This is a genomic window from Mycobacterium sp. ACS4054 (assembly GCF_001667275.1).
Classification (GTDB): Bacteria; Actinomycetota; Actinomycetes; order Mycobacteriales; family Mycobacteriaceae; genus Mycobacterium.
Genome location: NZ_LZHV01000058.1, coordinates 173,038 through 197,338 on the forward strand (window position 1 = coordinate 173,038; position 24,301 = coordinate 197,338).

Genomic DNA, 24,301 nt, shown 5'->3' on the forward strand with positions numbered 1-24,301 from the left:
GCGTCGATGTACACTCGGACCTCGGGGTTTTCCCAGCATTAGCGCGCTTTCCGGGATTCGAGCAATCGGAGAGCGCGCGTGTCATGTAAGCCCCGGTAGGTAAGCGCAGGTTGGCCTGCCAACCGCGAAGGGGCGTAGCTCAACTGGCAGAGCAGCGGTCTCCAAAACCGCAGGTTGCAGGTTCAAGTCCTGTCGCCCCTGCTGACTTGAAAGTCGTGCCATGGTGGACACTGGAATAGTGGCCTTCACCACTGGGACGGCCCGCGGGACACGAGCAAACTTAAGGAGCATGCGGTGAGCGACGAAGGCGAAGCTGCCAACGACGCCACAAGCGACGGCGCTGACAGGGAGGACGACCGCGCGAGTGGCGGCCGGACCGCTGTGGTGACGCGGCCGCAGCGCCCGAGCGGCAAACGATCCCGGCAGCGGGCGGCCGACGCCGGCGACGACGCCGACGTAGAGTCGGCGGGCGAGGTCGAGGCCGCCAAGGAGGACAAGGGCGGCAAAGCCAAGAAGGCCAAAAAGCCCAAGAAGCCCGGGGACCGTTCGGCCAACCCGTTCGTGTTCGTCTTCAACTACCTCAAGCAGGTGGTTGCGGAGATGCGGAAGGTCATCTGGCCCAACCGCAAGCAGATGCTCACGTACACGTCGGTGGTGCTGGCGTTCCTGGCCTTCATGGTGGCGCTGGTCGGCCTCGCGGATTTCGGCCTCACCAAGCTTGTGCTGCTGGTGTTCGGCTGAGCGAGAAGATAGAGAGGACTAAACCGTGACTACCTTCGACGGTGACACGTCCGCGGGTGAAGCGGTCGACGTAGAAGAGCGCGCCGAGGACACCGAGGCCCAGGAGACGGCCGAAGAAGCCACTTCGGCCGAGGCGCCCGAGGAGTCGGCCGAAGAGGTCGACCCGGCGGCCGCGCTCAAGGCGGAGCTGCGCAGCAAGCCCGGTGACTGGTACGTCATCCACTCCTACGCGGGCTACGAGAACAAGGTGAAAGCCAACCTCGAGACGCGCGTGCAGAACCTGGACGTCGGCGACTACATCTTCCAGGTCGAGGTGCCCACCGAAGAGGTCACCGAGATCAAGAACGGCCAGCGCAAGCAGGTCAACCGCAAGGTGCTGCCCGGCTACATCCTGGTGCGCATGGACCTGACCGACGACTCGTGGGCCGCGGTGCGCAACACGCCGGGCGTCACCGGGTTCGTCGGGGCGACATCGCGGCCGTCAGCGCTGACGCTGGACGACGTGGTCAAGTTCCTGCTGCCGCGGGGCGCGGCCAAGAAGGCCGCCAAGGGCGCCGCCACCACCGCGGCCGCCGCCGAGGCCGGCGGGCTGGAGCGCCCGACCGTCGAGGTCGACTACGAGGTCGGCGAATCGGTGACGGTCATGGACGGGCCGTTCGCCACGCTGCCGGCGACCATCAGCGAGGTCAACGGCGAACAGCAGAAGCTCAAGGTGCTGGTGTCGATCTTCGGCCGGGAGACGCCGGTGGAGTTGACGTTCAGCCAAGTCTCCAAGATCTAACCGGGCGACCAAGCCCAGTCACGGAAGGAATACCGAACACTCATGGCCCCGAAGAAGAAAGTCGTTGGGCTGATCAAGCTGCAGATCCAGGCCGGCCAGGCCAACCCCGCGCCGCCGGTGGGACCCGCGCTCGGCCAGCACGGCGTCAACATCATGGAGTTCTGCAAGGCCTACAACGCGGCCACGGAGAACCAGCGCGGCCAGGTCATCCCGGTGGAGATCACGGTCTACGAGGACCGCAGCTTCACCTTCACGCTCAAGACGCCGCCCGCGGCGAAGCTGCTGCTGAAGGCGGCCGGCGTGGGCAAGGGCTCGGCCGAGCCGCACAAGACCAAGGTCGCCAAGGTCACCTGGGACCAGGTCAAGGAGATCGCCGAAACCAAGAAGACCGATCTCAACGCCAACGACATCGACGCGGCCGCCAAGATCATCGCCGGCACCGCCCGGTCGATGGGCATCACCGTCGAATAGGCGGGCATAGTTCGACCCCGTGGGAGGGCCAGCTTCGGCCCGCCGACCACGACCCAACACCAGATTGGATGAATCAATGAGCAAGAACAGCAAGGCATACCGCGCGGCCGCCGAGAAGGTGGACCGCAACAACCTGTACAGCCCGCTGGAGGCGGCCAAGCTCGCCAAGGAGACCGCGTCGGCCAAGCAGGACGCGACGGTCGAGGTGGCGATCCGGCTCGGCGTCGACCCGCGCAAGGCCGACCAGATGGTGCGCGGCACCGTCAACCTCCCGCACGGCACCGGCAAGACGGCCCGTGTCGCGGTGTTCGCGGTGGGCGACAAGGCCGAGCAGGCGCAGGCCGCCGGCGCCGACATCGTCGGCAGCGACGACCTGATCGAGAAGATCCAGGGCGGCTTCCTGGACTTCGACGCCGCGATCGCGACGCCCGACCAGATGGCCAAGGTCGGCCGCATCGCCCGCGTGCTGGGCCCGCGCGGCCTGATGCCCAACCCCAAGACTGGCACCGTCACCCCGGACGTGGCCAAGGCCGTGGCCGACATCAAGGGCGGCAAGATCAACTTCCGCATCGACAAGCAGGCCAACCTGCACTTCGTGATCGGCAAGGCGTCCTTCGACGAGAAGGCCCTCGCGGAGAACTACGGCGCCGCGCTCGACGAGGTGTTGCGGCTCAAACCGTCCGCCTCGAAGGGCCGCTACCTGAAGAAGATCACCGTGTCGACGACCACGGGCCCGGGCATCCCGGTGGACCCGTCCGTCACGCGCAACTTCGCGGAGGCGTAGTGAGTCGGCGCCTCGGAGCGCCGACGAACGCAGGCAACCATCGATCCGGAGGCCTAGCCGTCGCACTCGGCGATGCGGCGCCGCAGAAACTCGCGGCCCGGCTCGGAGCCGTTGACCGCCAACGCCTTTCGGTACCAGGAGGCGGCGTCGGCCGGCCTGCCCGCGCGCCGCAGTAAGTCGGCGCGCACCGTCGCATGCAGGTTCGAGCGGCTCAACCGGGGGTCGTGCGCCACCTCGTCGAGGGCGGCCAGCCCGGCGTCGGGGCCGTCGCGAAGGCCGACCGCCAGCGCGCGGTTGGCGCGCACCACCGGCGAGTCGGTCACCTGCAGCAGCCGGTCGTAGGCCGCGCAGATGGTGACCCAGTCGGTCTGCTCCCAGGACGGCGCCGTCGCGTGCACCGCTGCGATCACCGCCTGCGGCAGATAGGGGCCCGTCGACCCCTCGGCCCGGCGCAGCCGATCCAGCCCCCGGGCGATGCGGCCGCGGTCCCACCGGCGGCGGTCCTGTTCCTCCAGCGGCACCAGCATCCCGGTGTCGTCGACGCGGGTGGCTCGCCGCGAATCGTGCAGCAACATCAGGGCGGCCAGCGCGTGCGCCTCGGGCTCCTGCGGCATCAGCGCGCACAGCTCACCGGCCAGCCGGATCCCCTCGTCGCACAGCTCGTCGCGAATCGCCGACGGCCCCGCCGTGGACCAATAGCCCTCGGTGAAGACCGAGTAGATGCAGGCCAGCACGTGCGGGGTGCGTTCGGGCAGCAGCTCGGCCGGCGGCACCCGCAGCGGGATGTTGGCGTGCCGAACCTTGTTCTTGGCGCGCGTGATTCGCTGGCCGATCGCGGCCTCGGTCTGCAGCAGCGCGCGGGCGATCTCGGTGACGGTCAGGCCCGACACCAGCCGCAGGGTGAGCGCCAGCTGCGACGGGCGGTCCAGGGCGGGGTGCGCGCAGGTGAACATCATCCGCAGCTCGTCGTCGGGGACGGGGGACGGTTCGGTGTGATCGGTGCGGGCCCGAATGTCGTCGACCACGGCCGCCAATTCCTTTCCTGGGCGGGCGGATTCGCGGCGCAGCCGGTCGCGGGCGCGGTTGCGGGCCACGGTCACCAGCCAGCCCCCGGGATTGGCCGGCATGCCGTCGCGGCCCCAGCTGCGCAGCGCCTCGGCGCAGGCCTCCTGGACGGCGTCCTCGGCGATGGTAAGGTCGCCGGACCACCGCGCGAGCGCGGCGACGGCGGGCCCCCACTCCTGCCGAAAGACGCCGTCCAGGTTGGGCATTCGCGACGGTTAGAGCGCGGAGAGGCCGGCCAGTTGACGCACCTGCACGGTCGAGGCCGGGATCATCGACGCCAGCTTGACGGCCTCGTCGCGATCCGCGGCGCCGAGCAGGTACACCCCGGTGGCGATCTCGGCGCCCTCCACGTAGGGCCCGTCGGTGATCAGGACCTCGCCGTCGCGCACCCGGACCGTCGTCGCGGTGGTCCGGTCGTGCAACGCGGCGCCGCCCAGGATGTGGTCGCCCGCGGCCGCGTGGAGCTCGGCGTGGCGGGCCGCCACGGCCTGCCACTCCGGGGTGCCGGGCGTGTGGGCCGACGCGGGGGGTTCCAACAGCAGCGCCAGCCAGTCGTTTCCGGTGAGCTGGCGGGCCGGCTCGATCGCGTGGACCACCGGCCACAACTCCACGGCCCCGACCTGGGCCAGCGGGACGTCGCGCGCCAGCGCGATCGCCTCGTCCAGGTTTTCGGCCTCGAACACGTAGTAGCCGCAAGCCACCTCGGCGGATTCGGCGAACGGGCCGTCGGTGACCGTCGGCGCGTCCGGGCCGCCGGTGATGACCGCCGCGGCGGCGGCCGGCGCCAGCGCGTCGCCCGCCTTGATCGCCGACCCAGCGTTGGCGTGGAAGTTCTGCCATGCCGCCATCGTGGCGGCCGGGTCGTCGGGCGTGCGGTCTTGCTCCCTGCTGATCAACAAGGCGAAGTACTGCATGGTGTCGTCACCTCCAGGTAGTGAGCGAAGCCCCGTGCTCCACTCTCTACCTATCCGACGAACGACGCAGCCCCGATCCGACAGGCGCGGATTTCTAGGCGGCGGCCCCCGGCTTGAGGTAGGTCACCAGGCTGACGTCAAGCGCCTCGTCGGTGAAGTAGTGCTCGCACCCGCGCAGGTACTTGATGTAGCGGTTGTAGACCTCTTCGGAGGTGACCTCGATGGCCTTGTCCTTGTTCGCCTCGAGGTTGTCGCCCCAGATGTGCAGCGTCTTGATGTAGTGCGGCCGCAGTGAAAGCGGTGCGGGCACAACGAAACCCGCCTTCTCGCCATGGTCGACCATCATCTGGGTGGACGGCAGCCGGCCGCCCGGGAAGATCTCGGTGATGATGAACTTGATGAACCGGGCCGTCTCGAAGGTCAGCTTCTTGCCGCGGGCGGCCAGGTCGTACGGGTGGTAGCTGACGCTGCTCTGCACGGTCATCCGGCCGTCGTCGGGCATGATGTCGAACGTCCGCTTGAAGAAGTCGTCGTAGTTCTCGTGCCCGAAGTGCTCGAAGGCCTCGATCGACACGATCCGGTCGACCGGCTCGTTGAAGTCCTCCCAGTTCTGCAGGCGCACCTCCCGCGAACGGTCGGTGTCGATCGACGCCAGCAGCTGCTCGCAGCGGGCGTGCTGGTTCTTCGACAGGGTCAGGCCGATCACGTTGACGTCGAACCGCTCGACGGCGCGCTTCATGGTGGTGCCCCAGCCGCAGCCGATGTCGAGCAGGGTCATGCCCGGCTTGAGGTCCAGCTTGTCCAGGTTCAGGTCGATCTTGGCGTACTGCGCCTCTTCCAGCGTCATGTCATCGCGCTCGAAGTAGGCGCAGCTGTAGATCCTGGTCGGGTCCTGGAACAAGGCGAAGAAGTCGTCGGAGACGTCGTAGTGCGCCTGAATGTCTTCGGGAGCCGTCCGTATCTTCGTCGGGCTAGCCGGTTGATCAGCCATTTTCGTCTTGTTCTCCTGGATGAAGTTCACTGCTTACTGCCCACGCAGGTGCTCGGGGCATGACGTGCAACGATACCGAAGTCTACGTTTCCAGCGTGAATCGGTGGCCGTCGACGCGGGTCGTGGCGAACCCCGGCCGGCCGGTCGCTACTTGGTGAGCGTGTACTGGGCGACGTTGGAGATGCCCTTGCGGAAGAGTTCGGCGCAACCCGTCAGATAACGCATGAAGCGGTTGTAGACCTCTTCGGACTGAATCGCGATCGCGCGTTCCCGATTGGCCTCCAGATTGGCGGCCCAGGTGTCCAGCGTCCGCGCGTAATGCGGCCGCAGGTATTCGATCTGCTCGATCGCGAAACCGCTGGCTTGCGCGTAGTCGACGATATCGGTCTCGCCGCACATCTGCCCGCCGGGAAAGATTTCCTTGCCGAGGAAATGGAAGAAACGCAGATCCGACATGGTGATCGGGATGCCGCGCTCTTTCCATTGCGACTGCGGGTAGGTGAAGATGCTGTGCATCATCATCCGGCTGTCGTCGGGGAGGGTCTTGTAGGCCCAATCCCAGAACGCGGGCCAGCGTTCCTTCTTGAACGCGTCGAAGGCCTCGAAGCTCATGATCCGGTCGACCTGCTCGTCGAACTCCTCCCAGCCCTGCAGCCGGGCCTCGACGCGGCGCGTGGTTCCGATGGCCTCCAGCCGTGCCTTGGTGCGCGCGTAGTGGTTTCGGCTGAGCGTGATTCCGATGACGTTCACGTCGTACTTCTCGACCGCCCGGACCACGGCCCCGCCCCAGCCGCACCCGACGTCGAGCAACGTCATGCCCGGCTCGAGCTTCAGCTTCTCCAGCCCCAGATCCAGCTTGGCCAGCTGCGCCTCTTCCAGCGTCATGTCGTCGTTCTTGAAATAGGCGCAGGTGTAGACCATGTTGGGGTCGAGGAACAGCGCGAAGAAGTCGTCTGAAATGTCGTAGGTCGCCTGCGACTCTTCGTAATACGGCTTCAGCTTTGCCATCGGGTAGACCCACCTCCTTGGACAACCGTACAACCCGGCGACGTGGACTGAGATCGCAGGGGAAGCGTTTCGTTCGAGTGTTTTTTGACTCAGTTCGCGTTGGCGAAGTTGTTCGTCAGTACGCCGATGACCTGATCCCACAACTGCTGTGGCAGATCATGTCCCATCCCGTCGAATAACACCAATCGAGCGCCGTCGATGGCCCTGGCCACGGCGCGGCCGCCGAACGGCCGCATCAGCTTGTCGGCCCGACCGTGGATCACGACGGTCGGGGCGGCGATTCGCCGGTTGTAGCGTCTGAGGCTGCCGCTGCCCAGCACGGCGTCGAAATGCCTGGCGACGCCCCACGGGTAATAGCTGCGTTCGTAGCTTTCGATGGCCTCGGCGCGCAGCTGCTCCTCGGGCGCCAAATACCGCTGACTGCCGATGATCTTGCTGACCCGGACCGCGTTGTCGACGATCACGTCGCGCGGCGAGCTCGGCGCCGGCCCCTTGATCAGCGCCAGCAATTGGCGAGGGCCGGGCGGCGGCAGGAACGCCGAGTTGTTGCTGGAGAAGATGATTGCCAGGGTTTTCGTCCGCTCGCGGAACCGCGCGGCGAAGATCTGGGCGATCATGCCGCCCATCGACGCGCCCACGATGTGCGCACGCTCGATGCCCAGGTGATCGAGCACGGCCGCGGCGTCGTCGGCCATGTCCTCGAGCTTGTATCCGGCCTGGCTGGGCAGGCCGACCCAGGAGCGGGCCAACCGCGTCAGCAGCGGCTGGCCTGCGCCGCGGTGCCGGGTCTTGGTCGACAGGCCGACGTCGCGGTTGTCGTACCGGATGACGCGCAGCCCGTGGTTGACCAGCCGTTCGCAGAAGCCGGTTCGCCACAGCAGCAGCTGGGCGCCCAGCCCCATGATCAGCAGCACCGGCGGGGCGTCGATGTCGCCCATGTCCTCGTAGTACAGCTTCACCTCGCCGCCCGAGGTGGCGTTCCCGGCGCGGATCTCCATCAGACCTCGATGTCCGACTGGTGCTCGCGGCTCACCTCGACCATGAAGTTGGCGAAGTAACCGGTCAGCTGCGGGTCGGACATCATTTGCCATTTGGGCGCGAGCAATTTCATGTACCGCTCGACGTAGAGGAACTGCTTGCCGATCAAGACCAGTTCCCGGGGCAGCTTGACGTCGTAGGCGTCGGCCAGCGTCGACAGCTGCCGCCCGATGTCGGCGTACGACATGTCGCCCAGCGTCGACATGGTCAGCGGGGTGGCGAACTTCTCGAGGTCCTTGGCCGCCTGGGCCTCGGGCTTCATGGTGCCGACGGCACCCATCAGCACCACGATCTTGCCGGCCGCGGCGTGGTCCTTCTTGACCAGCAGCGCGTACACCAGCTCGCGCAGCAGCCATCGGGTGCGGGGGTCGATGCGACCCATGATCCCGAAGTCGAAGAACACGATGCGGCCCTGATCGTCGACGTAGAGGTTGCCCGCGTGCAGGTCGCCGTGGAACAGCCCGTGCCGCAGCCCGCCCTCGAAAAGCGAGAACAGCAGCGCCTTCACCAGCTCGACCCCGTCGAACCCGGCCTGGCGGATGGCCTTGACGTCGTCGATGCGGATGCCGTGCACCCGCTCCATGGTCAGCACCCGCTCGGAGGTGAAGTCCCAGTGCACCTGCGGCACCCGGATGTTGCGGCCCAGCGGCGAGGCGTGCAGGTGGGAGACCCACGCGTCCATCGACTGCGCCTCCAGCCGGAAGTTCAGCTCCTCAGCCAGGTTGTCGGAGAAGTCGGCGACCACGTCCTGCGCCGACAGCCGGCGACCCAGCTTGGCCAGCTCGACGGCCTGGGCGAAACGCTTGAGGATCTGCAGGTCGGCCGCGACGCGGCGGCGGATGCCCGGGCGCTGGATCTTGACGACGACCTCTTCGCCGGTGTGCAGGGTCGCGTAGTGCACCTGCGCGATGGACGCCGACGCGAACGGCTCCTCTTCCCACTTGGCGAACAGCTCCGCGGGGTCGCCGCCGAGCTCCTCGACGAGCAGCTTGTGCACCTCCTCGGTGTCGGCGGGGGGCACCCGGTCGAGCAGGCCGCGGAACTCGCGGGACAGCGATTCGCCGAACGCCCCCGGGCTGGACGCGATGATCTGCCCGAACTTGACGTACGTCGGGCCGAGGTCGGCGAAGGTCTGCGGGAGCTGCCTGATCACCTTCTGCTGCCACGGGCCCTTGCCCGGCAGCTTGCTGACGACGCGTGCGGCAGTGCGAGTGACCTGCCATCCGGTGACGGCCACCCGGGCCGCTTCGACCGGCAGCGGCACCCGGTCGAGCCTGGCCACCTCGCGATGCTTGGTAGAACTCATTCCAGCAGTCTGCCAAATCGGCGGTGTCAAGCTCCAATTCGCTGTGACGGCGCTCACGGGAAATTGCGGGGCGCCGAGCGTGCATTCACGGCGAAAAACCGGCCCGAATTTCGCCCTGAGTTCACGTTCGGTGCGGGCCTGCGCTCTAGCTCGGCCTCCAGGGCTGCACCCAGCCCTGAATCGCCCAGCCCTCCAGCCCCGCGATCAGCTCGTACATGGTGGCGCCGTCGATGGTTTCGCGGATGATGTCGGCGTGCCCGGCGTGCCGGGCCAGCTCGTTGATCACATGCAGGATCACCCAGCGCACCGACCAGGCCTCCTGATTCTTCGGAAACCAGGGGATGTCCTTGGGAACCGGCACGGCCGCGTCGAGGTCGGCGGTCTCGACCAGCCGCAGCGATTCCGCGTTCTGGGCTTCGAACGCCCGTAGCAGCCCGTCCAGCGTCTCGTCGGGCCGCATCACGTGCTGGTCGGCGAACTCTTGCGAGATCTGCTCGAACGGGCGGGTGTCTTTCGGGGGCGCGTCCGGCGCGGCGGCGACCCGGCTCATCCAGCTGCGCTGCATCCCGGTGGCGTGCTTGATCAGCCCGCCGATCGACAGCGCGCTCACCGAGGGCGTGGACCGGGCCTGTTCGTCGGTGAGGCCGTAGCTGACCGCGAAATACGCGCTCTGGTGAAACGCCAGGTATTCGCGCAGGGCGCTGCGTTCGTCGGCGACGGGCGGGGCGAGGGCGGGCATTAGCAGATCGTAGATCGCCGGCGCGCCGTAAAGTGCGGGGATGCAGCTGGTTTCGGCGCGCTCGACCGAGCTTTTCGTCGGTCCGCCGGACGCGCCGTTGCAGCTGGTCCGCGTCACGCTGGGCGGCCCCACCGGGTCGACGCGGGTCCGCGTGGACGGCGACGGCCTGGCCGGCGAGGCGGTGGCCGCGGGCGAGCTGGTCGAGGTGCCGGTCGCGGTGCGCAACCCCGTGGTCGGCGAGCGGCGGGCGGCGCGGGTGCACGCGGGCGAATTCGTCGAGCCCTTCGAGTTCGTCGTCGGCGAGCCCGGCTGGACCATGTTCATGGTCAGTCACTTCCACTACGACCCGGTCTGGTGGAACACCCAGGGCGCGTACACGAGCGAGTGGGCCGAGGACCCGCCGGGGCGCGCCCGGCAGACCAACGGCTTCGCGCTGGTGCACGCGCACCTGGAGATGGCCCGCCGGGAGCCCGAGTACAAGTTCGTGCTGGCCGAGGTGGACTACCTCAAGCCGTACTGGGACACCCGGCCCGAGGACCGCGCCGACCTGCGCCGGTTCATCGCGCAGGGCCGCGTCGAGGTGATGGGCGGCACGTACAACGAACCCAACACCAACCTCACCGGCCCGGAGACCACGATCCGGAACCTGGTGCACGGCATCGGGTTCCAGCGCGACGTGCTGGGCGCCCACCCGCAGACCGCCTGGCAGCTGGACGTGTTCGGGCACGACCCGCAATTCCCCGGGATGGCCGCCGACGCCGGGCTGACGTCGAGCTCGTGGGCGCGCGGCCCGCACCACCAATGGGGCCCGGCGTTGGGCGGCGGCGACGTGAACCGCATGCAGTTCAGCAGCGAGTTCGAGTGGATTTCGCCGTCGGGCCGCGGGCTGCTCACCCACTACATGCCCGCCCATTATTCGGCGGGCTGGTGGATGGACTCGTCGACCTCGCTGGCCGAGGCCGAGGAGGCCACCCTCGAGCAGTTCGAGCTGCTGAAGCAGGTGGCGCTGACGCGCAACGTGTTGCTGCCCGTCGGCACCGACTACACGCCGCCGAACAAATGGGTCACCGCAATCCACCGCGACTGGGCCGAGCGCTACACCTGGCCGCGGTTCGTCTGCGCGCTGCCGCGGGAGTTCTTCGCCGCCGTGCGCGCCGAGCTGGCCGAGCGCGGCCGCGCCCCGTCACCGCAGACCCGCGACATGAACCCGATCTACACCGGCAAGGACGTGTCGTACATCGACACCAAACAGGCCAACCGGGCCGCCGAGCACGCCGTGCTGGAGGCCGAGCGCTTCGCCGTGTTCGCCGGGCTGCTGGGCGGCGCCGAGTATCCGCAGGCGGCGCTGGCCAAGGCGTGGGTGCAGCTGGCCTACGGGGCGCACCACGACGCCATCACCGGCTCGGAATCGGACCAGGTCTACCTCGACCTGCTGACCGGCTGGCGGGACGCCTGGGAGCTGGGCCGCGCCGCCCGCGACGCCTCGCTGGCGGTGCTGTCGGAAGCCGTCGGCGGTGACGTCGTCGTCTGGAATCCGCTGGCGCAGCCGCGGACCGACGTCGTCACCGCGCGGCTCGAACCACCGCTGACCGCGGGGGCCCGCGTGCTGGACGCCGACGGCGCCGAGCTGCCCGCGCACGTCGAGGAGGGCGGCCGGTCGGTGAGCTGGCTGGCGCGCGACGTGCCGTCGCTGGGGTGGCGGGCCTACCGGCTGGTTCCCGGCGGCGAGCCGACCGGCTGGGAACCGGTGCCCGGCCCGGTGATCGCCAACGAGCATTTCCGCGTCGAGGTCGATCCGGCGCGCGGCGGGGGAGTCGCGTCGCTGGTTCGCGACGGCCGCGAATTGATCGCCGCCGGCCGGGTGGGCAACGAGCTTGCGGTCTACGAGGAGTACGCGTCCCACCCGACGCAGGGCGAGGGCCCGTGGCACCTGCTGCCCAAGGGGCCGGTGGTGTACTCGTCGGAGTCGCCGGCCGCCGCGCAGGCCTACCACGGCCCGCTGGGGCAGCGGGTCGTCGTCACCGGGCGGATCGGCGCCCTGCTGCGCTACACCCAGACCCTGACGCTGTGGCGCGGCGTGCCGCGGGTGGACTGCCGCACCGCCATCGACGGGTTCACCGGCGCCGACCGCCTGGTGCGGCTGCGCTGGCCCTGCCCGGTGCCGGGCGCCATGCCGGTCAGCGAGGTCGGGGACGCCGTCGTCGGGCGCGGGTTCGCCCTGCTGCACGACGGCCCGCGCTCGGTGGACACCGCGCTGCACCCGTGGACGCTGGACAACCCGGCCCACGGCTGGTTCGGCCTGTCCTCGGCTGCGCGGGTCCGGGTGCGCGACAGCGTGCGGGCGATCTCGGTGGCCGAGGTGGTGACGCCGGACGAGGCGGTGTCGGGACCGCTCGCGCGGGAGCTGATGGTCGCGCTGGTCCGCGCCGGGGTGACGGCCACCTGCAGCGGCGCCGCCAAGCAGCGCTACGGCCACCTCGACGTCGATTCGAACCTGCCCGACGTCCGCATCGCGCTGGGCGGACCGGCCCGCAACGCCTTCACCGACGCGGCGCTGGGGCCGTACCGCGAGGAGCTCGACCGCCAGCTGGCGGCGACGGGCCGGGCGCGGGTGTGGGTGCCGGCCGCGACGCCGCTGGCCGCCGTGTGGACGCCCGGCGCCGACCTGCGCGCGCCGTCGGCGCTGCCGGTGCTGGTGATCGCCGGCCGCGACGACGACCGCCTGGCCGCCGCGATCGTGTCGCTGGTCGAGGACCTCGCCGACGCGGAAATCGTCGTCAGCCAGCGGGCGCCGGCGGGCGGCGGCGAGTTCGAGGACCGCACCGTCGCCCTGCTCAACCGCGGTGTGCCCAGCTTCGCCGTCGACACCGACGGCACCCTGCACACCGCGCTGATGCGCTCCTGCACCGGCTGGCCCTCGGGCACCTGGATCGACGAACCGCGCCGCACCGCCCCGGACGGCTCGAACTTCCAACTCCAGCACTGGACGCACGATTTCGACTACGCGCTGGTCTGCGACGACGGCGACTGGCGGCGCGCCCGGATCCCCGCCCGCAGCGCCGAGTTCTCCCACCCGCTGCTCGCCGTCGCCACCGGCCGGGCGCCGGGCCCCTTGCCCGCGGCCGGCTCCCTGTTGACCGTCGAGCCCGCCGGCGCGGTGCAGCTGGCGGCGCTCAAGGCGGCCGGCAACCCGCTGGCGGCGGGCCGCGCCCGGCCGGTCGACCCGCGCGAGGTGGCGCTGCGCTTGGTGGAGACGACGGGGTCGGGGGCCGGCGTGACGCTCGGCTCGGACGTCGGCGCCATCGTCGACCCGCGTTGCGCCGACCTCCTCGAAGCCGACCTGGAAGCCCCGGGCGCGGGGCGGCGCCCGCTCGAGCTGCACGGCTGCCAGGTGGCCACCTTGCTGGCCCGATTCGACGCTCCCCAACCCCCGGCGCGATCCCGCGCGCTGGCCCCCGATGCCGAGGCCGCCCAGCCGTTGTACGCGCGCTACTGGCTGCACAACCGGGGCCCGGCGCCGCTCGGCGGGCTGCCGGCGGTCGCTCACCTGCATCCCGCGCGGGTGCAAGCCGAGCCGGGCGACGAGGTCGTGCTGCGCCTCACCGCGGCCAGTGACTGCAGCGACGCCACCCTGACCGGGACGGTCACCCTGGTGTGTCCGGAGGGTTGGTCGGCCAAGCCCGACGAGCTGCCCCTCACCCTGCGCGGCGGCGAGCACCGCGAGGCCGACGTGGCCGTGTCGGTGCCGGCAGGCGCCGAGCCGGGGCGCTACCCGGTGCGGGCGCAGCTCCGCCTCGGCGGCGACCAGATCCCGGAGGCGTGGCGCCAGACCGTCGAGGACGTGTGCCTCGTCGAGGTCGGCGCCCGCGACGAGGCCGAGCTGATCTACCTCGCCGAGGGGCCGGCCGGCGTGGAGTTGGCCGCCGGCGCCACGGCGGCGCTGACCGTCACGGTCGGCAGCCGCGCCGGGGCGGCCCTGGCGCTGGAGGCCCACCTGATCAGCCCGTGGGGCACCTGGGAGTGGCTGGGGCCCGCCGCGGTGGGCGCGGTGCTGCCCCCCCGCGGCATCGCCCGGCTCGGCTTCTCGGTGACGCCGCCGCCCGGGCTGGAGCCGGGCCGGTGGTGGGCCCTGGTCCGGGTCGGCTGCGCCGGCCGGCTGCTCTACACCCCGGCGGTGGAGGTGCGCGTGACATGAGCGTGGTGGCGACGGTGGCCGGCGCCCCGGTGTTGGTCGACGAGGTCGACGCGGCCGAGGCGCGGCTGCGCGGCGGACCGGGCGCGGCCGCCCTGCCGGCCGGCGGCGGCGGGGAGGGGCGGCAACTGCGGCGCTGGCTGACCCAGCTGATCGTGACCGAGCGGGTGGTCTCCGCCGAGGCCGAAGCGCTCGGCCTCACCGGGCGCGGCGCGCCGAGCGAGGCGCAGCTGTTGCCCGACGCGACGGCCCGGCTGGAAATCGGCAGCGTGGCCGCGGCCGCGCTGGCGGACCCCCGCGCGCGGGCGCTGTTCGCCGATGTCACCGCCGCGGTGCGCGTCACGGATGAGGAGGTGGCCGCGTACCACGCCCGCAACCCGCTGCGGTTCGCCGAGCCGGGCCGCCAGCCGCACGGCTGGCGCTCCCCGTCGCCGGTCTCCCCGCCGCTGGCCGACGTGCGGCCATTGATCGCCGCGCATCTGCTGGGCGCCGCCCGGCGGCGCGCGTTCCGGGTGTGGCTGGACGCGCGACGGGCCGAGCTGGTGCGGCTGTCTCCCGGCTACGAGCATCCCGGCGACCCCCGGCAACCCGACAACGTCCACCGGCACTGATCGCGATGCTCACCCTCTGCCTGGACATCGGCGGCACCAAGATCGCCGCCGGCCTCGCCGACCCGGCGGGCGCGCTGGTGCACACGGTCATCCGGCCCACGCCGAGCGGCGGCGCGGCCGAACAGGTGTGGGCCGCGGTCGACGCGGCGATCGCCGACGCGCTGCGAGCGGCCGACGGTGGCGTGGCCGCGGTGGGCATCGGCTCGGCCGGGCCCATCGACCTGCCCGCCGGCACCGTCAGCCCGGTCAATATCAAAGGCTGGCAACGGTTCCCGCTGCGCGACCGCGTCGCGGCCGCGGTGCCGGGGGTGCCCGTGCGGCTCGGCGGCGACGGCCTGTGCATGGCGCTGGGCGAGCACTGGCGCGGCGCGGGTCGCGGCGCCGGCTTCATGCTGGGCATGGTGGTGTCCACCGGCGTTGGCGGCGGGCTCGTGCTCGGCGGAATCCCGTACACCGGCCGCACCGGCAACGCCGGTCACGTCGGGCACGTGGTGGTGGAGGACGCCGGGCCGCCCTGCGTGTGCGGCGGCCGCGGCTGCGTCGAAGCCATCGCGTCCGGGCCGTCGATGGTGCGCTGGGCGCGGGCCAACGGCGGCGCCCCGCCGCCGACGGCGGGCGCGCGGGAGCTGGCCGCCGCGGCGGCGGCCGGGGACGCGGTGGCGGGCCGGGCGTTCCGCCGGGGCGCCACCGCGTTGGCGGCGATGATCGCCTCGGTCGGCGCGGTCTGCGACCTGGACCTGGTCGTCATCGGGGGCGGGGTCGCCAACTCCGGCGGCCTGCTCTTCGACCCGTTGCGGGAGAAGCTGGCCGAGTACGCCCGGCTGGACTTCGTGGCCGGGCTGCGGGTGGTGCCCGCCGAGCTCGGCGGCCAGGCCGGCCGGGCGGGCGCGGCCCGGCTGGCCGGTCTGGGCTGAGCCGCCGCCGAATGCCGCCGTTTTGGCCGATGGGGGACGGCCAGGCTATCCTGGTTGCCGATCCACCGAAGACCGTCGGTCACCGAGCAATCGGTTGAAGGTCCGGGAGCATCCCGGCGGCCCACGCAGGAGGACGAGGCAGCAGCGCCGGCACGCGCCGGCGTTTTTCACGCCCCGGCCGCATCCTGCGCCGGGGCGTTCGTCGTTTTTCGGGTGATCACAGACGACACGTCGCATGGCTTTCATTTCAGGAGGTACGCATGGCCAAGGCTGACAAAGCCACCGCCGTCGCCGACATCGCCGAGCAGTTCAGGGAGGCGACCGCCACCCTGATCACCGAGTACCGCGGTCTGACCGTGGCCAACCTGGCCCAGCTGCGCCGCTCGCTGAGCGGGTCGGCCACCTATTCGGTCGCCAAGAACACGCTGATCAAGCGGGCGGCGTCGGAGGCCGGCGTCGAGGGTCTCGACGAATTGTTCGCCGGGCCGACCGCCATCGCGTTCGTCACCGGCGAGCCGGTCGACGCCGCGAAGGCCATCAAGACCTTCGCCAAGGACAACAAGGCGCTGGTCATCAAGGGTGGCTACATGGACGGTCGCGCGCTGACCGTCGCCGAGGTCGAGCGCATCGCCGACCTGGAGTCGCGCGAGGTGCTGCTGGCCAAGCTGGCCGGCGCCATGAAGGGCAACCTCGCCAGGGCCGCCGGCCTGTTCAACGCCCCGGCCTCGCAGGTCGCCCGCCTGGCGGCCGCGCTGCAGGAAAAGAAGGCCTCGGAAGCCCCGTCGGCCCCGGCCGAGCCGGTCGCGGAGGCCGCCCCGCCCGAGGCGGCGGAGCCCGCCGCGGAACCAGCTTCGGAAGCGCCCACGGAATCTGCTGAGACCCCGGCCGAAGCCGAATAACCCCAAACCCAAACCAGGAAGGACCCACACACCATGGCGAAAATGTCTACCGACGACCTGCTCGACGCCTTCAAGGAAATGACCCTGTTGGAGCTCTCCGACTTCGTCAAGAAGTTCGAGGAGACCTTCGAGGTCACCGCGGCCGCTCCGGTCGCCGTCGCCGCGGCCGGCCCGGCCGCCGGTGGCGAGCCCGCCGAGGCCGCCGAGGAGCAGTCCGAGTTCGACGTCATCCTCGAGGCCGCCGGCGACAAGAAGATCGGCGTCATCAAGGTGGTCCGCGAGATCGTCTCCGGCCTGGGCCTCAAGGAGGCCAAGGACCTGGTCGACGGCGCGCCCAAGCCGCTGCTGGAGAAGGTGGCCAAGGAGGCCGCCGACGAGGCCAAGACCAAGCTCGAGGCCGCCGGCGCCACCGTCACCGTCAAGTAGCCCGACGTCACGAAACCCCCGGAAGCGACCTTCCGGGGGTTTCGTGCGCTCATCCCGGCCGCAGGGACCGTTTCGCGCGTTCGGGTGAATCGCCCAGAGCGACAAGCAGATTCGACTTCATCGAGCCGAGCACCGAGCCGACCGCCGCGCCGTCGTCGCCGTAGAAGCCGGCGAGCTCGAGCATGACGAACCCGTGCACCAGCGCCCAGAACTGGGCCGCCGTGCTGACCACCGCGAGGTCGTCGTCGGCGGTGCCGACGGTGATCCGGCCCGCCCGCATCGATCGCTGCACCGCCCGCACGACGTGGGCGAAGCTGGGGATGTCCCGCTCGATCTCGGCGACCGTCAGCGCCAAGACGTTGCCCGCCGGCGCGTTGATGCCGTGCGCGCTGGTGCTGCCGAACATCAGCCGATACATGTGCGGGTGCTCGATCGCGTAGCGCCGGTAGGCCGCGCCGGTGGCGAACAGGTCCGCGACCGGGTCGGCGGTCTGCGGCACCGTCAGCGCGGCGTCGAACTGGCGCAGGCCTTCCTCGGCCACCTCGGCGATCAGCCCGCGCATCCCGCCGAAGTGGGTGTACAGCGCCATCGTCGAGGTTCCCGCCGCGCCGGCGATCTTGCGGGTCTGCAACGCGTCCGGGCCGTGTTCGTGCAGCAGGTCGACCGCGGCGGCCAGCATCTCGTCGCGCACGTTGCGCTGCGGCTGTGCAACTTCTGCGGTCATCGTTGCCATCTTCCCATCGGCGGCGTACGGTTCCTATAACAACGTCATATCAATGTTATAGGAGCTCGCAGATGACGTCCACGCAAACCGCCGAAGCCCGGAACCCTTATCTCGAGGGCCTGCTGGCGCCGGTGGCCGCCGAGGTCACCGCGACCGACCTGCCGGTCACCGGGCGTATCCCGGAACACCTCGACGGGCGCTACCTGCGCAACGGACCCAACCCCGCCGAAGAGGTCGACCCCGCCACGTATCACTGGTTCAGCGGCGACGGGATGGTGCACGGGGTCGCGCTGGGCGACGGCAAGGCCCGCTGGTACCGCAACCGCTGGGTGCGCAGCCTGTCGCTGTGCGCCGCCCTGGGTGAGCGGGCGCCGGGCCGGCTCGACCCCCGCGCGGGCATGCTCTCGCTGGGCGCCAACACCAACGCCCTCACCCACGCCGGGCGCACCCTGGCGCTGGTCGAGGGCGGGGTGGCCAACTACGAACTCACCGACGAGCTGGACACCATCGGGACGTGCGACTTCGACGGCACCCTGGCCGGCGGCTACACCGCCCACCCGCACCGCGACCCGCGCACCGGCGAATTGCACGCCGTCTCTTACTCATTCGCGCGCGGGCGGACCGTGCAGTATTCGGTGATCGACACCGCGGGGCGGGCCCGCCGCACGGTCGACATCGAGGTGTCGGGGTCGCCGATGATGCACGACTTCTCGCTGACCGACAAATACGTGGTGATCTACGACCTGCCGGTGACCTTCGACCCGATCCAGGTGTTGCCGGTGCACATGCCGCGCTGGCTGAGCGCGCCGGCCAGGCTGGCCATGCAGTCGCTGATCGGGCGCGTGCGGCTGCCGAGCCCGGTCACGGTTGCGACCAACCGCAACCCCAAGCACTCCGACCGGATGCCGTATGCCTGGAACCCGAATTACCCGGCGCGCATCGGGGTGATGCCACGCGAGGGCGCCAACAAGGACATTCGCTGGTTCGACATCGAACCCTGCTACGTCTACCACCCGCTCAACGCCTACTCCGAGATGCGGGGCGATGCCGAGGTTTTGGTGCTCGACGTGGTGCGCTACGAGCGGATGTTCGATCGCGACCGGCGCGGTCCCGGCGAGACCCCACCCACGCTGGACCGCTGGACCATCAACCTGGCGACCGGGGCCGTGGCCACCGAATGCCGCGACGACCAGCCGCAGGAGTTTCCCCGCATCAACGAGGACCTGCTGGGCGCGCCGCACCGGTTCGGCTACACCGTCGGGGCGTACTTCGCCGGTGGCGCGTCCGCGCTGTACAAGCACGACTACGCGACCGGCGCGCGCGAGGTCGCGCCGCTGGATCCCGACCTTTTGCTCGGCGAGATGTCCTTTGTGCCCAACCCCGGCGCCGCCCAAAAAGAAGGAGCCGAGGACGACGGCGTTCTGATGGGCTACGGCTACCACCGCGGCCGCGACGAGGGCCAGCTGGTGTTGCTGGACGCGGGGACGCTCGAGGCCGTGGCCACCGTGCATCTGCCGCAGCGGGTGCCGATGGGGTTCCACGGCAACTGGGCGCCCACTGGCTAACGCGCGTCGAATAGTCCGTCGGCCGTCGGAGACGGCCGGATCTCAGGTCAGCCAATTTTTCCCGGCTGTGCCACGCAACCCTGATGCCGCGCAGCAAGGGTGCGCTACAGTGACTCATGCCACACAAAAGGGCAGGTGGCGGGCATGAGCGTCGACGGAAGGATCTCCCATGGGTGTCGCTATTGAGGTGAACGGCCTCACCAAGTCCTTCGGATCGTCGAGAATTTGGGAAGACGTGACCCTGGAGATCCCCGCCGGGGAGGTCAGCGTCCTGCTGGGCCCGTCGGGTACCGGCAAATCGGTGTTCCTGAAGTCCCTGATCGGTCTGCTGCGCCCCGAGCGCGGCTCGGTCGTCATCGACGGCACCGACATCCTGCAGTGTTCGGCCAAGGAGCTCTACGAGATCCGCACGCTCTTCGGCGTCATGTTCCAGGACGGTGCCCTGTTCGGTTCGATGAACCTGTTCGACAACGCCGCCTTCCCGCTGCGCGAGCACACCAAGAAGAAGGAAGGCGAAATCCGTGACATCGTCATGGAGAAGCTGCAGATGGTGGGTCTCGGCGGCGACGAGAAGAAGTTCCCCGGTGAGATCTCCGGCGGTATGCGCAAGCGCGCCAGCCTGGCCCGTGCCCTGGTGATGGACCCGCAGATCATCCTCTGCGACGAGCCCGACTCCGGTCTGGACCCGGTCCGCACCGCCTACCTGAGCCAGCTGATCCTCGACATCAACGCCCAGATCGACGCCACCGTCCTGATCGTCACGCACAACATCAACATCGCCCGCACCGTGCCGGACAACATGGGCATGCTGTTCCGGCGCAAGCTGGTCATGTTCGGCCCCCGCGAGGTGTTGCTGACCAGTGACGAGCCGGTCGTGCGGCAGTTCCTGAACGGCCGCCGCATCGGCCCGATCGGCATGTCCGAGGAGAAGGACGAGGCCACCATGGCCGAGGAGCAGGCCGCCCTCGAGGCCGGTCAGCACGCCGGCGGTGTGGAGGAGATCGAGGGCGTGCCGCCGCAGATCGTCGCGTCGCCCGGGATGCCAGAGCGCAAGGCTGTCGGCCGCCGCCAGGCGCGGGTGCGCGAGATCCTGCACACCCTGCCGCAGAAGGCCCAGGCCGCGATCATCGACGACATGGAGGGCACCCACAAGTACCGGGCGCACGAGGTCGGCGACTAGCGCGCCCGGCCCGAGTTTTCGCGCAAACTCCGCGTTAACTCGGCGGCCCGCCCTCTTGACGACGGGCCGTAAACGGGCCAGTCTGTTGGGCAGCATGTATCCAGCGGAAAGTCGAGATGCCAGCCAGCGCCGATGTCCCTGGATGTGTTGTGCTGGACAGTTGAGGAATGCGCCGCCCTGCGCTATTGTTGGACGTTGCGCTGGCTACCTCCTGCCCACCTCACCCGCCACCTGACACCGTGGTCTAAGCCTGAGCCCCTCCTAGCGGCTTAGTTCTTTAATCGTGCGCGTGAGATACGGACAGTTCGTTCGCCGGCCTAACCGACACAATTCGCGGCGAACGCCACCGGTGGTTCCGGTATTCGTGAGTCGCACGAGGTGCTGGAAGGATGCATCTTGGCTGATTCCCGCCAGAGCAAAACGGATCGCCCAACAAGTTCCTCTAATGGAAGTTCCCTAAACGGCTCCGTGCCCGGAGCGCCCAACCGAGTTTCCTTCGCCAAGCTCCGCGAACCGCTCGAGGTTCCCGGCCTGCTCGACGTGCAGATCGACTCCTTCGAGTGGTTGATCGGCTCGCCGCGCTGGCGCCAGGCCGCCACCGATCGTGGCGAGCCCAGCCCGGTGGGCGGGCTCGAAGAGGTGCTCTACGAGCTCTCGCCGATCGAGGACTTCTCCGGCTCGATGTCGCTGTCGTTCTCCGACCCGCGTTTCGACGAGGTCAAGGCGCCGGTCGACGAGTGCAAAGACAAGGACATGACGTACGCGGCCCCGCTCTTCGTCACGGCCGAGTTCATCAACAACAACACCGGCGAGATCAAGAGCCAGACGGTGTTCATGGGTGACTTCCCGATGATGACCGAGAAGGGCACCTTCATCATCAACGGGACCGAGCGCGTGGTCGTCAGCCAGCTGGTGCGTTCGCCCGGCGTGTACTTCGACGAGACCATCGACAAGTCCACCGAGAAGCTGCTGCACAGCGTCAAGGTGATCCCCAGCCGCGGTGCGTGGCTGGAGTTCGACGTCGACAAGCGCGACACCGTCGGCGTGCGCATCGACCGCAAGCGTCGCCAGCCCGTCACCGTGCTGCTCAAGGCGCTGGGCTGGACCAACGAGCAGATCCACGAGCGGTTCGGCTTCTCCGAGATCATGATGGGCACGCTGGAGAAGGACAACACCGCCGGCACCGACGAGGCGCTGCTGGACATCTACCGCAAGCTGCGCCCGGGCGAGCCGCCGACCAAGGAGTCGGCGCAGACCCTGCTGGAGAACCTGTTCTTCAAGGAGAAGCGCTACGACCTGGCCCGCGTCGGCCGCTACAAGGTCAACAAGAAGCTCGGCCTGCACGCCGGCGAGCCGATCACCAGCTCGACGCTGACCGAGGAAGACGTGGTCGCCACCATCGAGTACCTGGTGCGCCTGCACCACGCCCGTACGGATGGCCAGCCCGCGGTCATGACCGTCCCCGGCGGCATCGAGGTGCCGGTGGAGACCGACGACATCGACCACTTCGGCAACCGGCGGCTGCGCACGGTCGGCGAGTTGATCCAGAACCAGATCCGGGTCGGCATGTCCCGGATGGAGCGCGTCGTCCGCGAGCGGATGACGACCCAGGACGTCGAGGCGATCACGCCGCAGACGCTGATCAACATCCGGCCGGTGGTCGCCGCGATCAAGGAGTTCTTCGGCACCAGCCAGCTCTCCCAGTTCATGGACCAGAACAACCCGCTGTCGGGTCTGACCCACAAGCGCCGCCTGTCGGCGCTGGGCCCCGGCGGTCTGTCCCGTGAGCGGGCCGGGCTGGAGGTCCGCGACGTGCACCCGTCGCACTACGGCCGGATGTGCCCGATCGAGACCCCGGAGGGTCCGAACATCGGCCTGATCGGTTCGCTGTCGGTGTACGCCCGGGTCAACCCGTTCGGGTTCATCGAGACGCCGTACCGCAAGGTGGTCGACGGTGTGGTCACCGACGAGATCCACTACCTGACGGCCGACGAGGAGGACCGCCACGTGGTGGCGCAGGCCAACTCGCCGATCGACGCGAAGGGCCGGTTCGAGGAGTCGCGCGTCCTGGTCCGCCGGAAGGCTGGCGAGGTCGAGTACGTGCCGTCGTCCGAGGTGGACTACATGGACGTGTCGCCGCGCCAGATGGTGTCGGTGGCCACGGCCATGATCCCGTTCCTCGAGCACGACGACGCCAACCGTGCCCTGATGGGCGCCAACATGCAGCGCCAGGCGGTTCCGCTAGTGCGCAGCGAGGCGCCGCTGGTGGGCACCGGGATGGAGCTGCGCGCCGCGATCGACGCCGGCGACGTCGTCGTCGCGGACAAGGCCGGGGTGATCGAGGAGGTCTCCGCCGACTACATCACCGTGATGGCCGACGACGGCACCCGGCACACCTACCGGATGCGTAAGTTCGAGCGCTCCAACCACGGCACCTGCGCCAACCAGTCGCCGATCGTGGACGCCGGGGACCGGGTCGAGGCCGGCCAGGTCATCGCCGACGGCCCGTGCACCGAGAACGGTGAGATGGCGCTGGGCAAGAACCTGCTGGTGGCGATCATGCCGTGGGAGGGTCACAACTACGAGGACGCGATCATCCTGTCCAACCGCCTGGTTGAAGAGGACGTGCTCACCTCGATCCACATCGAGGAGCACGAGATCGACGCCCGCGACACCAAGCTGGGCGCCGAGGAGATCACCCGGGACATCCCGAACGTCTCCGACGAGGTGCTCGCCGACCTCGACGAGCGCGGCATCGTCCGCATCGGCGCCGAGGTGCGCGACGGCGACATCTTGGTCGGCAAGGTCACCCCGAAGGGGGAGACCGAGCTGACCCCGGAGGAGCGGCTGCTGCGGGCGATCTTCGGTGAGAAGGCCCGTGAGGTCCGCGACACCTCGCTGAAGGTGCCGCACGGCGAGTCCGGCAAGGTCATCGGCATCCGGGTGTTCTCCCGCGAGGACGACGACGAGCTGCCCGCCGGTGTCAACGAGCTGGTCCGCGTCTACGTGGCCCAGAAGCGCAAGATCTCCGACGGTGACAAGCTCGCCGGCCGGCACGGCAACAAGGGCGTGATCGGCAAGATCCTGCCCGTCGAGGACATGCCGTTCCTGCCGGACGGCACCCCGGTGGACATCATCCTGAACACGCACGGCGTGCCGCGACGGATGAACATCGGCCAGATCCTGGAGACCCACCTCGGGTGGGTGGCCAAGTCCGGCTGGAACATCGAGGGTTCGCCCGACTGGGCCGCCAACCTGCCCAAGGAGCTGCAGAGCGCGGAGCCGAACGCGATCGTCTCGACGCCGGTGTTCGACGGCGCCCGGGAGGCGGAGCTGCAGGGACTGCTGTCCTGCACGCTGCCGAACCGGGACAACGAGGTGATGGTCGACGGCGACGGCAAGGCGGTGCTCTTCGACGGCCGCAGCGGTGAGCCGTTCCCGTACCCGGTGACGGTTGGCTTCATGTACATCATGAAGCTGCACCACCTGGTGGACGACAAGATCCACGCCCGCTCCACCGGCCCGTACTCGATGATCACCCAGCAGCCGCTGGGTGGTAAGGCGCAGTTCGGTGGCCAGCGGTTCGGTGAGATGGAGTGCTGGGCCATGCAGGCCTACGGCGCGGCGTACACGCTGCAGGAGCTGTTGACCATCAAGTCCGACGACACGGTCGGCCGGGTCAAGGTGTACGAGGCGATCGTCAAGGGCGAGAACATCCCCGAGCCGGGCATCCCCGAGTCGTTCAAGGTGTTGCTCAAGGAGCTGCAGTCGCTCTGCCTGAACGTCGAGGTGCTCTCGTCGGACGGCGCGGCGATCGAACTGCGCGAGGGCGAGGACGAGGATCTCGAGCGGGCCGCGGCCAACTTGGGAATCAACTTGTCCCGCAACGAATCCGCGTCCGTCGAGGACCTGGCTTAATCACTTTTAGTTACTAAACCCGCAAGGGGAAAGG

Annotated in this window: 20 protein-coding genes and 1 tRNA gene; 13 read left to right on the forward strand and 8 right to left on the reverse strand. The window is 69.5% G+C overall.

All coding sequences use genetic code 11. The features are described 5' to 3' along the window. The first annotated feature begins 128 nt into the window (after positions 1-128). The 5 genes from A5730_RS17270 (at position 129) to rplA (ending at position 2,777) form a co-directional block, all read left to right on the forward strand. Positions 129-201 (forward strand) — tRNA-Trp (locus A5730_RS17270). A gap of 93 nt (positions 202-294) precedes the next feature. Beyond that, positions 295-741 carry a preprotein translocase subunit SecE gene (secE, locus tag A5730_RS17275; protein ID WP_067902850.1) on the forward strand — a complete coding sequence of 149 codons (447 nt, stop codon included), beginning with the start codon at positions 295-297 and terminating at the stop codon, positions 739-741. A 25-nt stretch (positions 742-766) separates the two neighbouring features. Further along, the gene (gene nusG / locus A5730_RS17280; protein WP_067902853.1) at positions 767-1,522 is read left to right on the forward strand and encodes a transcription termination/antitermination protein NusG; all 756 of its coding nucleotides are present in this window, start codon (positions 767-769) and stop codon (positions 1,520-1,522) included. A 42-nt stretch (positions 1,523-1,564) separates the two neighbouring features. After that, positions 1,565-1,993: a 50S ribosomal protein L11 gene (rplK, locus tag A5730_RS17285; protein ID WP_055401224.1), complete on the forward strand. Its 429-nt coding sequence runs from the start codon at positions 1,565-1,567 to the stop codon at positions 1,991-1,993. 76 nt (positions 1,994-2,069) lie between these two features. Next, positions 2,070-2,777 (forward strand): 50S ribosomal protein L1, encoded by a 708-nt coding sequence (gene rplA, locus A5730_RS17290; RefSeq protein ID WP_007167783.1) that lies wholly within the window; start codon positions 2,070-2,072, stop codon positions 2,775-2,777. 53 nt (positions 2,778-2,830) lie between these two features. On the opposite strand, the gene A5730_RS17295 is transcribed toward rplA, so the two are convergent. The 7 genes from A5730_RS17295 to A5730_RS17325 form a co-directional block, all read right to left on the reverse strand. Further along, positions 2,831-4,048 carry an RNA polymerase sigma factor gene (locus tag A5730_RS17295; RefSeq protein WP_067902857.1) on the reverse strand — a complete coding sequence of 406 codons (1,218 nt, stop codon included), beginning with the start codon at positions 4,046-4,048 and terminating at the stop codon, positions 2,831-2,833. 9 nt (positions 4,049-4,057) lie between these two features. Next, positions 4,058-4,756: a YciI family protein gene (locus A5730_RS17300; protein WP_067902861.1), complete on the reverse strand. Its 699-nt coding sequence runs from the start codon at positions 4,754-4,756 to the stop codon at positions 4,058-4,060. Between the two features lie 94 nt (positions 4,757-4,850). Beyond that, complete coding sequence (gene mmaA4, locus A5730_RS17305; RefSeq protein ID WP_067903163.1) at positions 4,851-5,747, reverse strand: hydroxymycolate synthase MmaA4; 897 nt, start codon at positions 5,745-5,747, stop codon at positions 4,851-4,853. Between the two features lie 147 nt (positions 5,748-5,894). Beyond that, the gene (locus A5730_RS17310) at positions 5,895-6,755 is read right to left on the reverse strand and encodes a cyclopropane mycolic acid synthase family methyltransferase (protein ID WP_067821841.1); all 861 of its coding nucleotides are present in this window, start codon (positions 6,753-6,755) and stop codon (positions 5,895-5,897) included. 89 nt (positions 6,756-6,844) lie between these two features. Beyond that, positions 6,845-7,753 carry an alpha/beta fold hydrolase gene (locus A5730_RS17315; RefSeq protein ID WP_067902864.1) on the reverse strand — a complete coding sequence of 303 codons (909 nt, stop codon included), beginning with the start codon at positions 7,751-7,753 and terminating at the stop codon, positions 6,845-6,847. Further along, positions 7,753-9,099, reverse strand: coding sequence for an AarF/ABC1/UbiB kinase family protein (locus A5730_RS17320; protein ID WP_067902866.1), 1,347 nt, complete (start codon positions 9,097-9,099; stop codon positions 7,753-7,755). The genes A5730_RS17315 and A5730_RS17320 overlap by 1 nt, the downstream gene beginning before the upstream one ends. A 145-nt stretch (positions 9,100-9,244) precedes the next feature. Then, positions 9,245-9,838 carry a DinB family protein gene (locus tag A5730_RS17325; RefSeq protein WP_067902870.1) on the reverse strand — a complete coding sequence of 198 codons (594 nt, stop codon included), beginning with the start codon at positions 9,836-9,838 and terminating at the stop codon, positions 9,245-9,247. Positions 9,839-9,878: 40 nt separating this feature from the next. Between A5730_RS17325 and A5730_RS17330 the strand changes: the two genes are divergently transcribed. The 5 genes from A5730_RS17330 (at position 9,879) to rplL (ending at position 16,880) form a co-directional block, all read left to right on the forward strand. Next, complete coding sequence (locus A5730_RS17330) at positions 9,879-14,033, forward strand: NEW3 domain-containing protein (RefSeq protein ID WP_067902872.1); 4,155 nt, start codon at positions 9,879-9,881, stop codon at positions 14,031-14,033. Next, a complete protein-coding gene (locus A5730_RS17335) occupies positions 14,030-14,641 on the forward strand; it encodes a malonyl CoA-ACP transacylase (RefSeq protein ID WP_067902875.1) in 612 nt (203 codons plus the stop codon). The genes A5730_RS17330 and A5730_RS17335 overlap by 4 nt, the downstream gene beginning before the upstream one ends. 5 nt (positions 14,642-14,646) lie before the next feature. Continuing rightward, the gene (locus A5730_RS17340; RefSeq protein ID WP_067902877.1) at positions 14,647-15,555 is read left to right on the forward strand and encodes an ROK family protein; all 909 of its coding nucleotides are present in this window, start codon (positions 14,647-14,649) and stop codon (positions 15,553-15,555) included. Positions 15,556-15,815: 260 nt separating this feature from the next. Next, a complete protein-coding gene (rplJ, locus tag A5730_RS17345) occupies positions 15,816-16,454 on the forward strand; it encodes a 50S ribosomal protein L10 (protein WP_067902880.1) in 639 nt (212 codons plus the stop codon). Positions 16,455-16,487: 33 nt separating this feature from the next. After that, positions 16,488-16,880: a 50S ribosomal protein L7/L12 gene (gene rplL / locus A5730_RS17350; protein WP_067902882.1), complete on the forward strand. Its 393-nt coding sequence runs from the start codon at positions 16,488-16,490 to the stop codon at positions 16,878-16,880. A gap of 49 nt (positions 16,881-16,929) precedes the next feature. Here rplL and A5730_RS17355 read toward each other — a convergent pair whose 3' ends face one another. Continuing rightward, positions 16,930-17,604 carry a TetR/AcrR family transcriptional regulator gene (locus A5730_RS17355; RefSeq protein ID WP_067903164.1) on the reverse strand — a complete coding sequence of 225 codons (675 nt, stop codon included), beginning with the start codon at positions 17,602-17,604 and terminating at the stop codon, positions 16,930-16,932. A 71-nt stretch (positions 17,605-17,675) separates the two neighbouring features. Here A5730_RS17355 and A5730_RS17360 point away from each other — a divergent pair, with 71 nt between their 5' ends. The 3 genes from A5730_RS17360 (at position 17,676) to A5730_RS17370 (ending at position 24,267) form a co-directional block, all read left to right on the forward strand. Beyond that, a complete protein-coding gene (locus A5730_RS17360; protein WP_067902885.1) occupies positions 17,676-19,169 on the forward strand; it encodes a carotenoid oxygenase family protein in 1,494 nt (497 codons plus the stop codon). A gap of 169 nt (positions 19,170-19,338) precedes the next feature. Further along, on the forward strand, positions 19,339-20,349 hold the full coding sequence (locus tag A5730_RS17365; RefSeq protein WP_055401248.1) for an ABC transporter ATP-binding protein: 1,011 nt from the start codon (positions 19,339-19,341) through the stop codon (positions 20,347-20,349). Between the two features lie 396 nt (positions 20,350-20,745). Next, on the forward strand, positions 20,746-24,267 hold the full coding sequence (locus tag A5730_RS17370) for a DNA-directed RNA polymerase subunit beta (protein ID WP_156745850.1): 3,522 nt from the start codon (positions 20,746-20,748) through the stop codon (positions 24,265-24,267). Positions 24,268-24,301: the final 34 nt, after the last annotated feature.

Coding starts and splice junctions, on each gene's coding strand:
- rplK (WP_055401224.1), top strand. CDS start 1,565: ATGGCCCCGAAGAAGAAAGTCGTTGGGCTGATCAAGCTGCAGATCCAG.
- A5730_RS17315 (WP_067902864.1), bottom strand. CDS start 7,753: ATGGAGATCCGCGCCGGGAACGCCACCTCGGGCGGCGAGGTGAAGCTG.
- rplA (WP_007167783.1), top strand. CDS start 2,070: ATGAGCAAGAACAGCAAGGCATACCGCGCGGCCGCCGAGAAGGTGGAC.
- A5730_RS17365 (WP_055401248.1), top strand. CDS start 19,339: ATGGGTGTCGCTATTGAGGTGAACGGCCTCACCAAGTCCTTCGGATCG.
- A5730_RS17325 (WP_067902870.1), bottom strand. CDS start 9,838: ATGCCCGCCCTCGCCCCGCCCGTCGCCGACGAACGCAGCGCCCTGCGC.
- A5730_RS17310 (WP_067821841.1), bottom strand. CDS start 6,755: ATGGCAAAGCTGAAGCCGTATTACGAAGAGTCGCAGGCGACCTACGAC.
- A5730_RS17360 (WP_067902885.1), top strand. CDS start 17,676: ATGACGTCCACGCAAACCGCCGAAGCCCGGAACCCTTATCTCGAGGGC.
- rplJ (WP_067902880.1), top strand. CDS start 15,816: ATGGCCAAGGCTGACAAAGCCACCGCCGTCGCCGACATCGCCGAGCAG.
- A5730_RS17335 (WP_067902875.1), top strand. CDS start 14,030: ATGAGCGTGGTGGCGACGGTGGCCGGCGCCCCGGTGTTGGTCGACGAG.
- A5730_RS17355 (WP_067903164.1), bottom strand. CDS start 17,604: ATGACCGCAGAAGTTGCACAGCCGCAGCGCAACGTGCGCGACGAGATG.
- A5730_RS17320 (WP_067902866.1), bottom strand. CDS start 9,099: ATGAGTTCTACCAAGCATCGCGAGGTGGCCAGGCTCGACCGGGTGCCG.
- A5730_RS17300 (WP_067902861.1), bottom strand. CDS start 4,756: ATGCAGTACTTCGCCTTGTTGATCAGCAGGGAGCAAGACCGCACGCCC.
- A5730_RS17295 (WP_067902857.1), bottom strand. CDS start 4,048: ATGCCCAACCTGGACGGCGTCTTTCGGCAGGAGTGGGGGCCCGCCGTC.
- mmaA4 (WP_067903163.1), bottom strand. CDS start 5,747: ATGGCTGATCAACCGGCTAGCCCGACGAAGATACGGACGGCTCCCGAA.
- A5730_RS17340 (WP_067902877.1), top strand. CDS start 14,647: ATGCTCACCCTCTGCCTGGACATCGGCGGCACCAAGATCGCCGCCGGC.
- A5730_RS17330 (WP_067902872.1), top strand. CDS start 9,879: ATGCAGCTGGTTTCGGCGCGCTCGACCGAGCTTTTCGTCGGTCCGCCG.
- rplL (WP_067902882.1), top strand. CDS start 16,488: ATGGCGAAAATGTCTACCGACGACCTGCTCGACGCCTTCAAGGAAATG.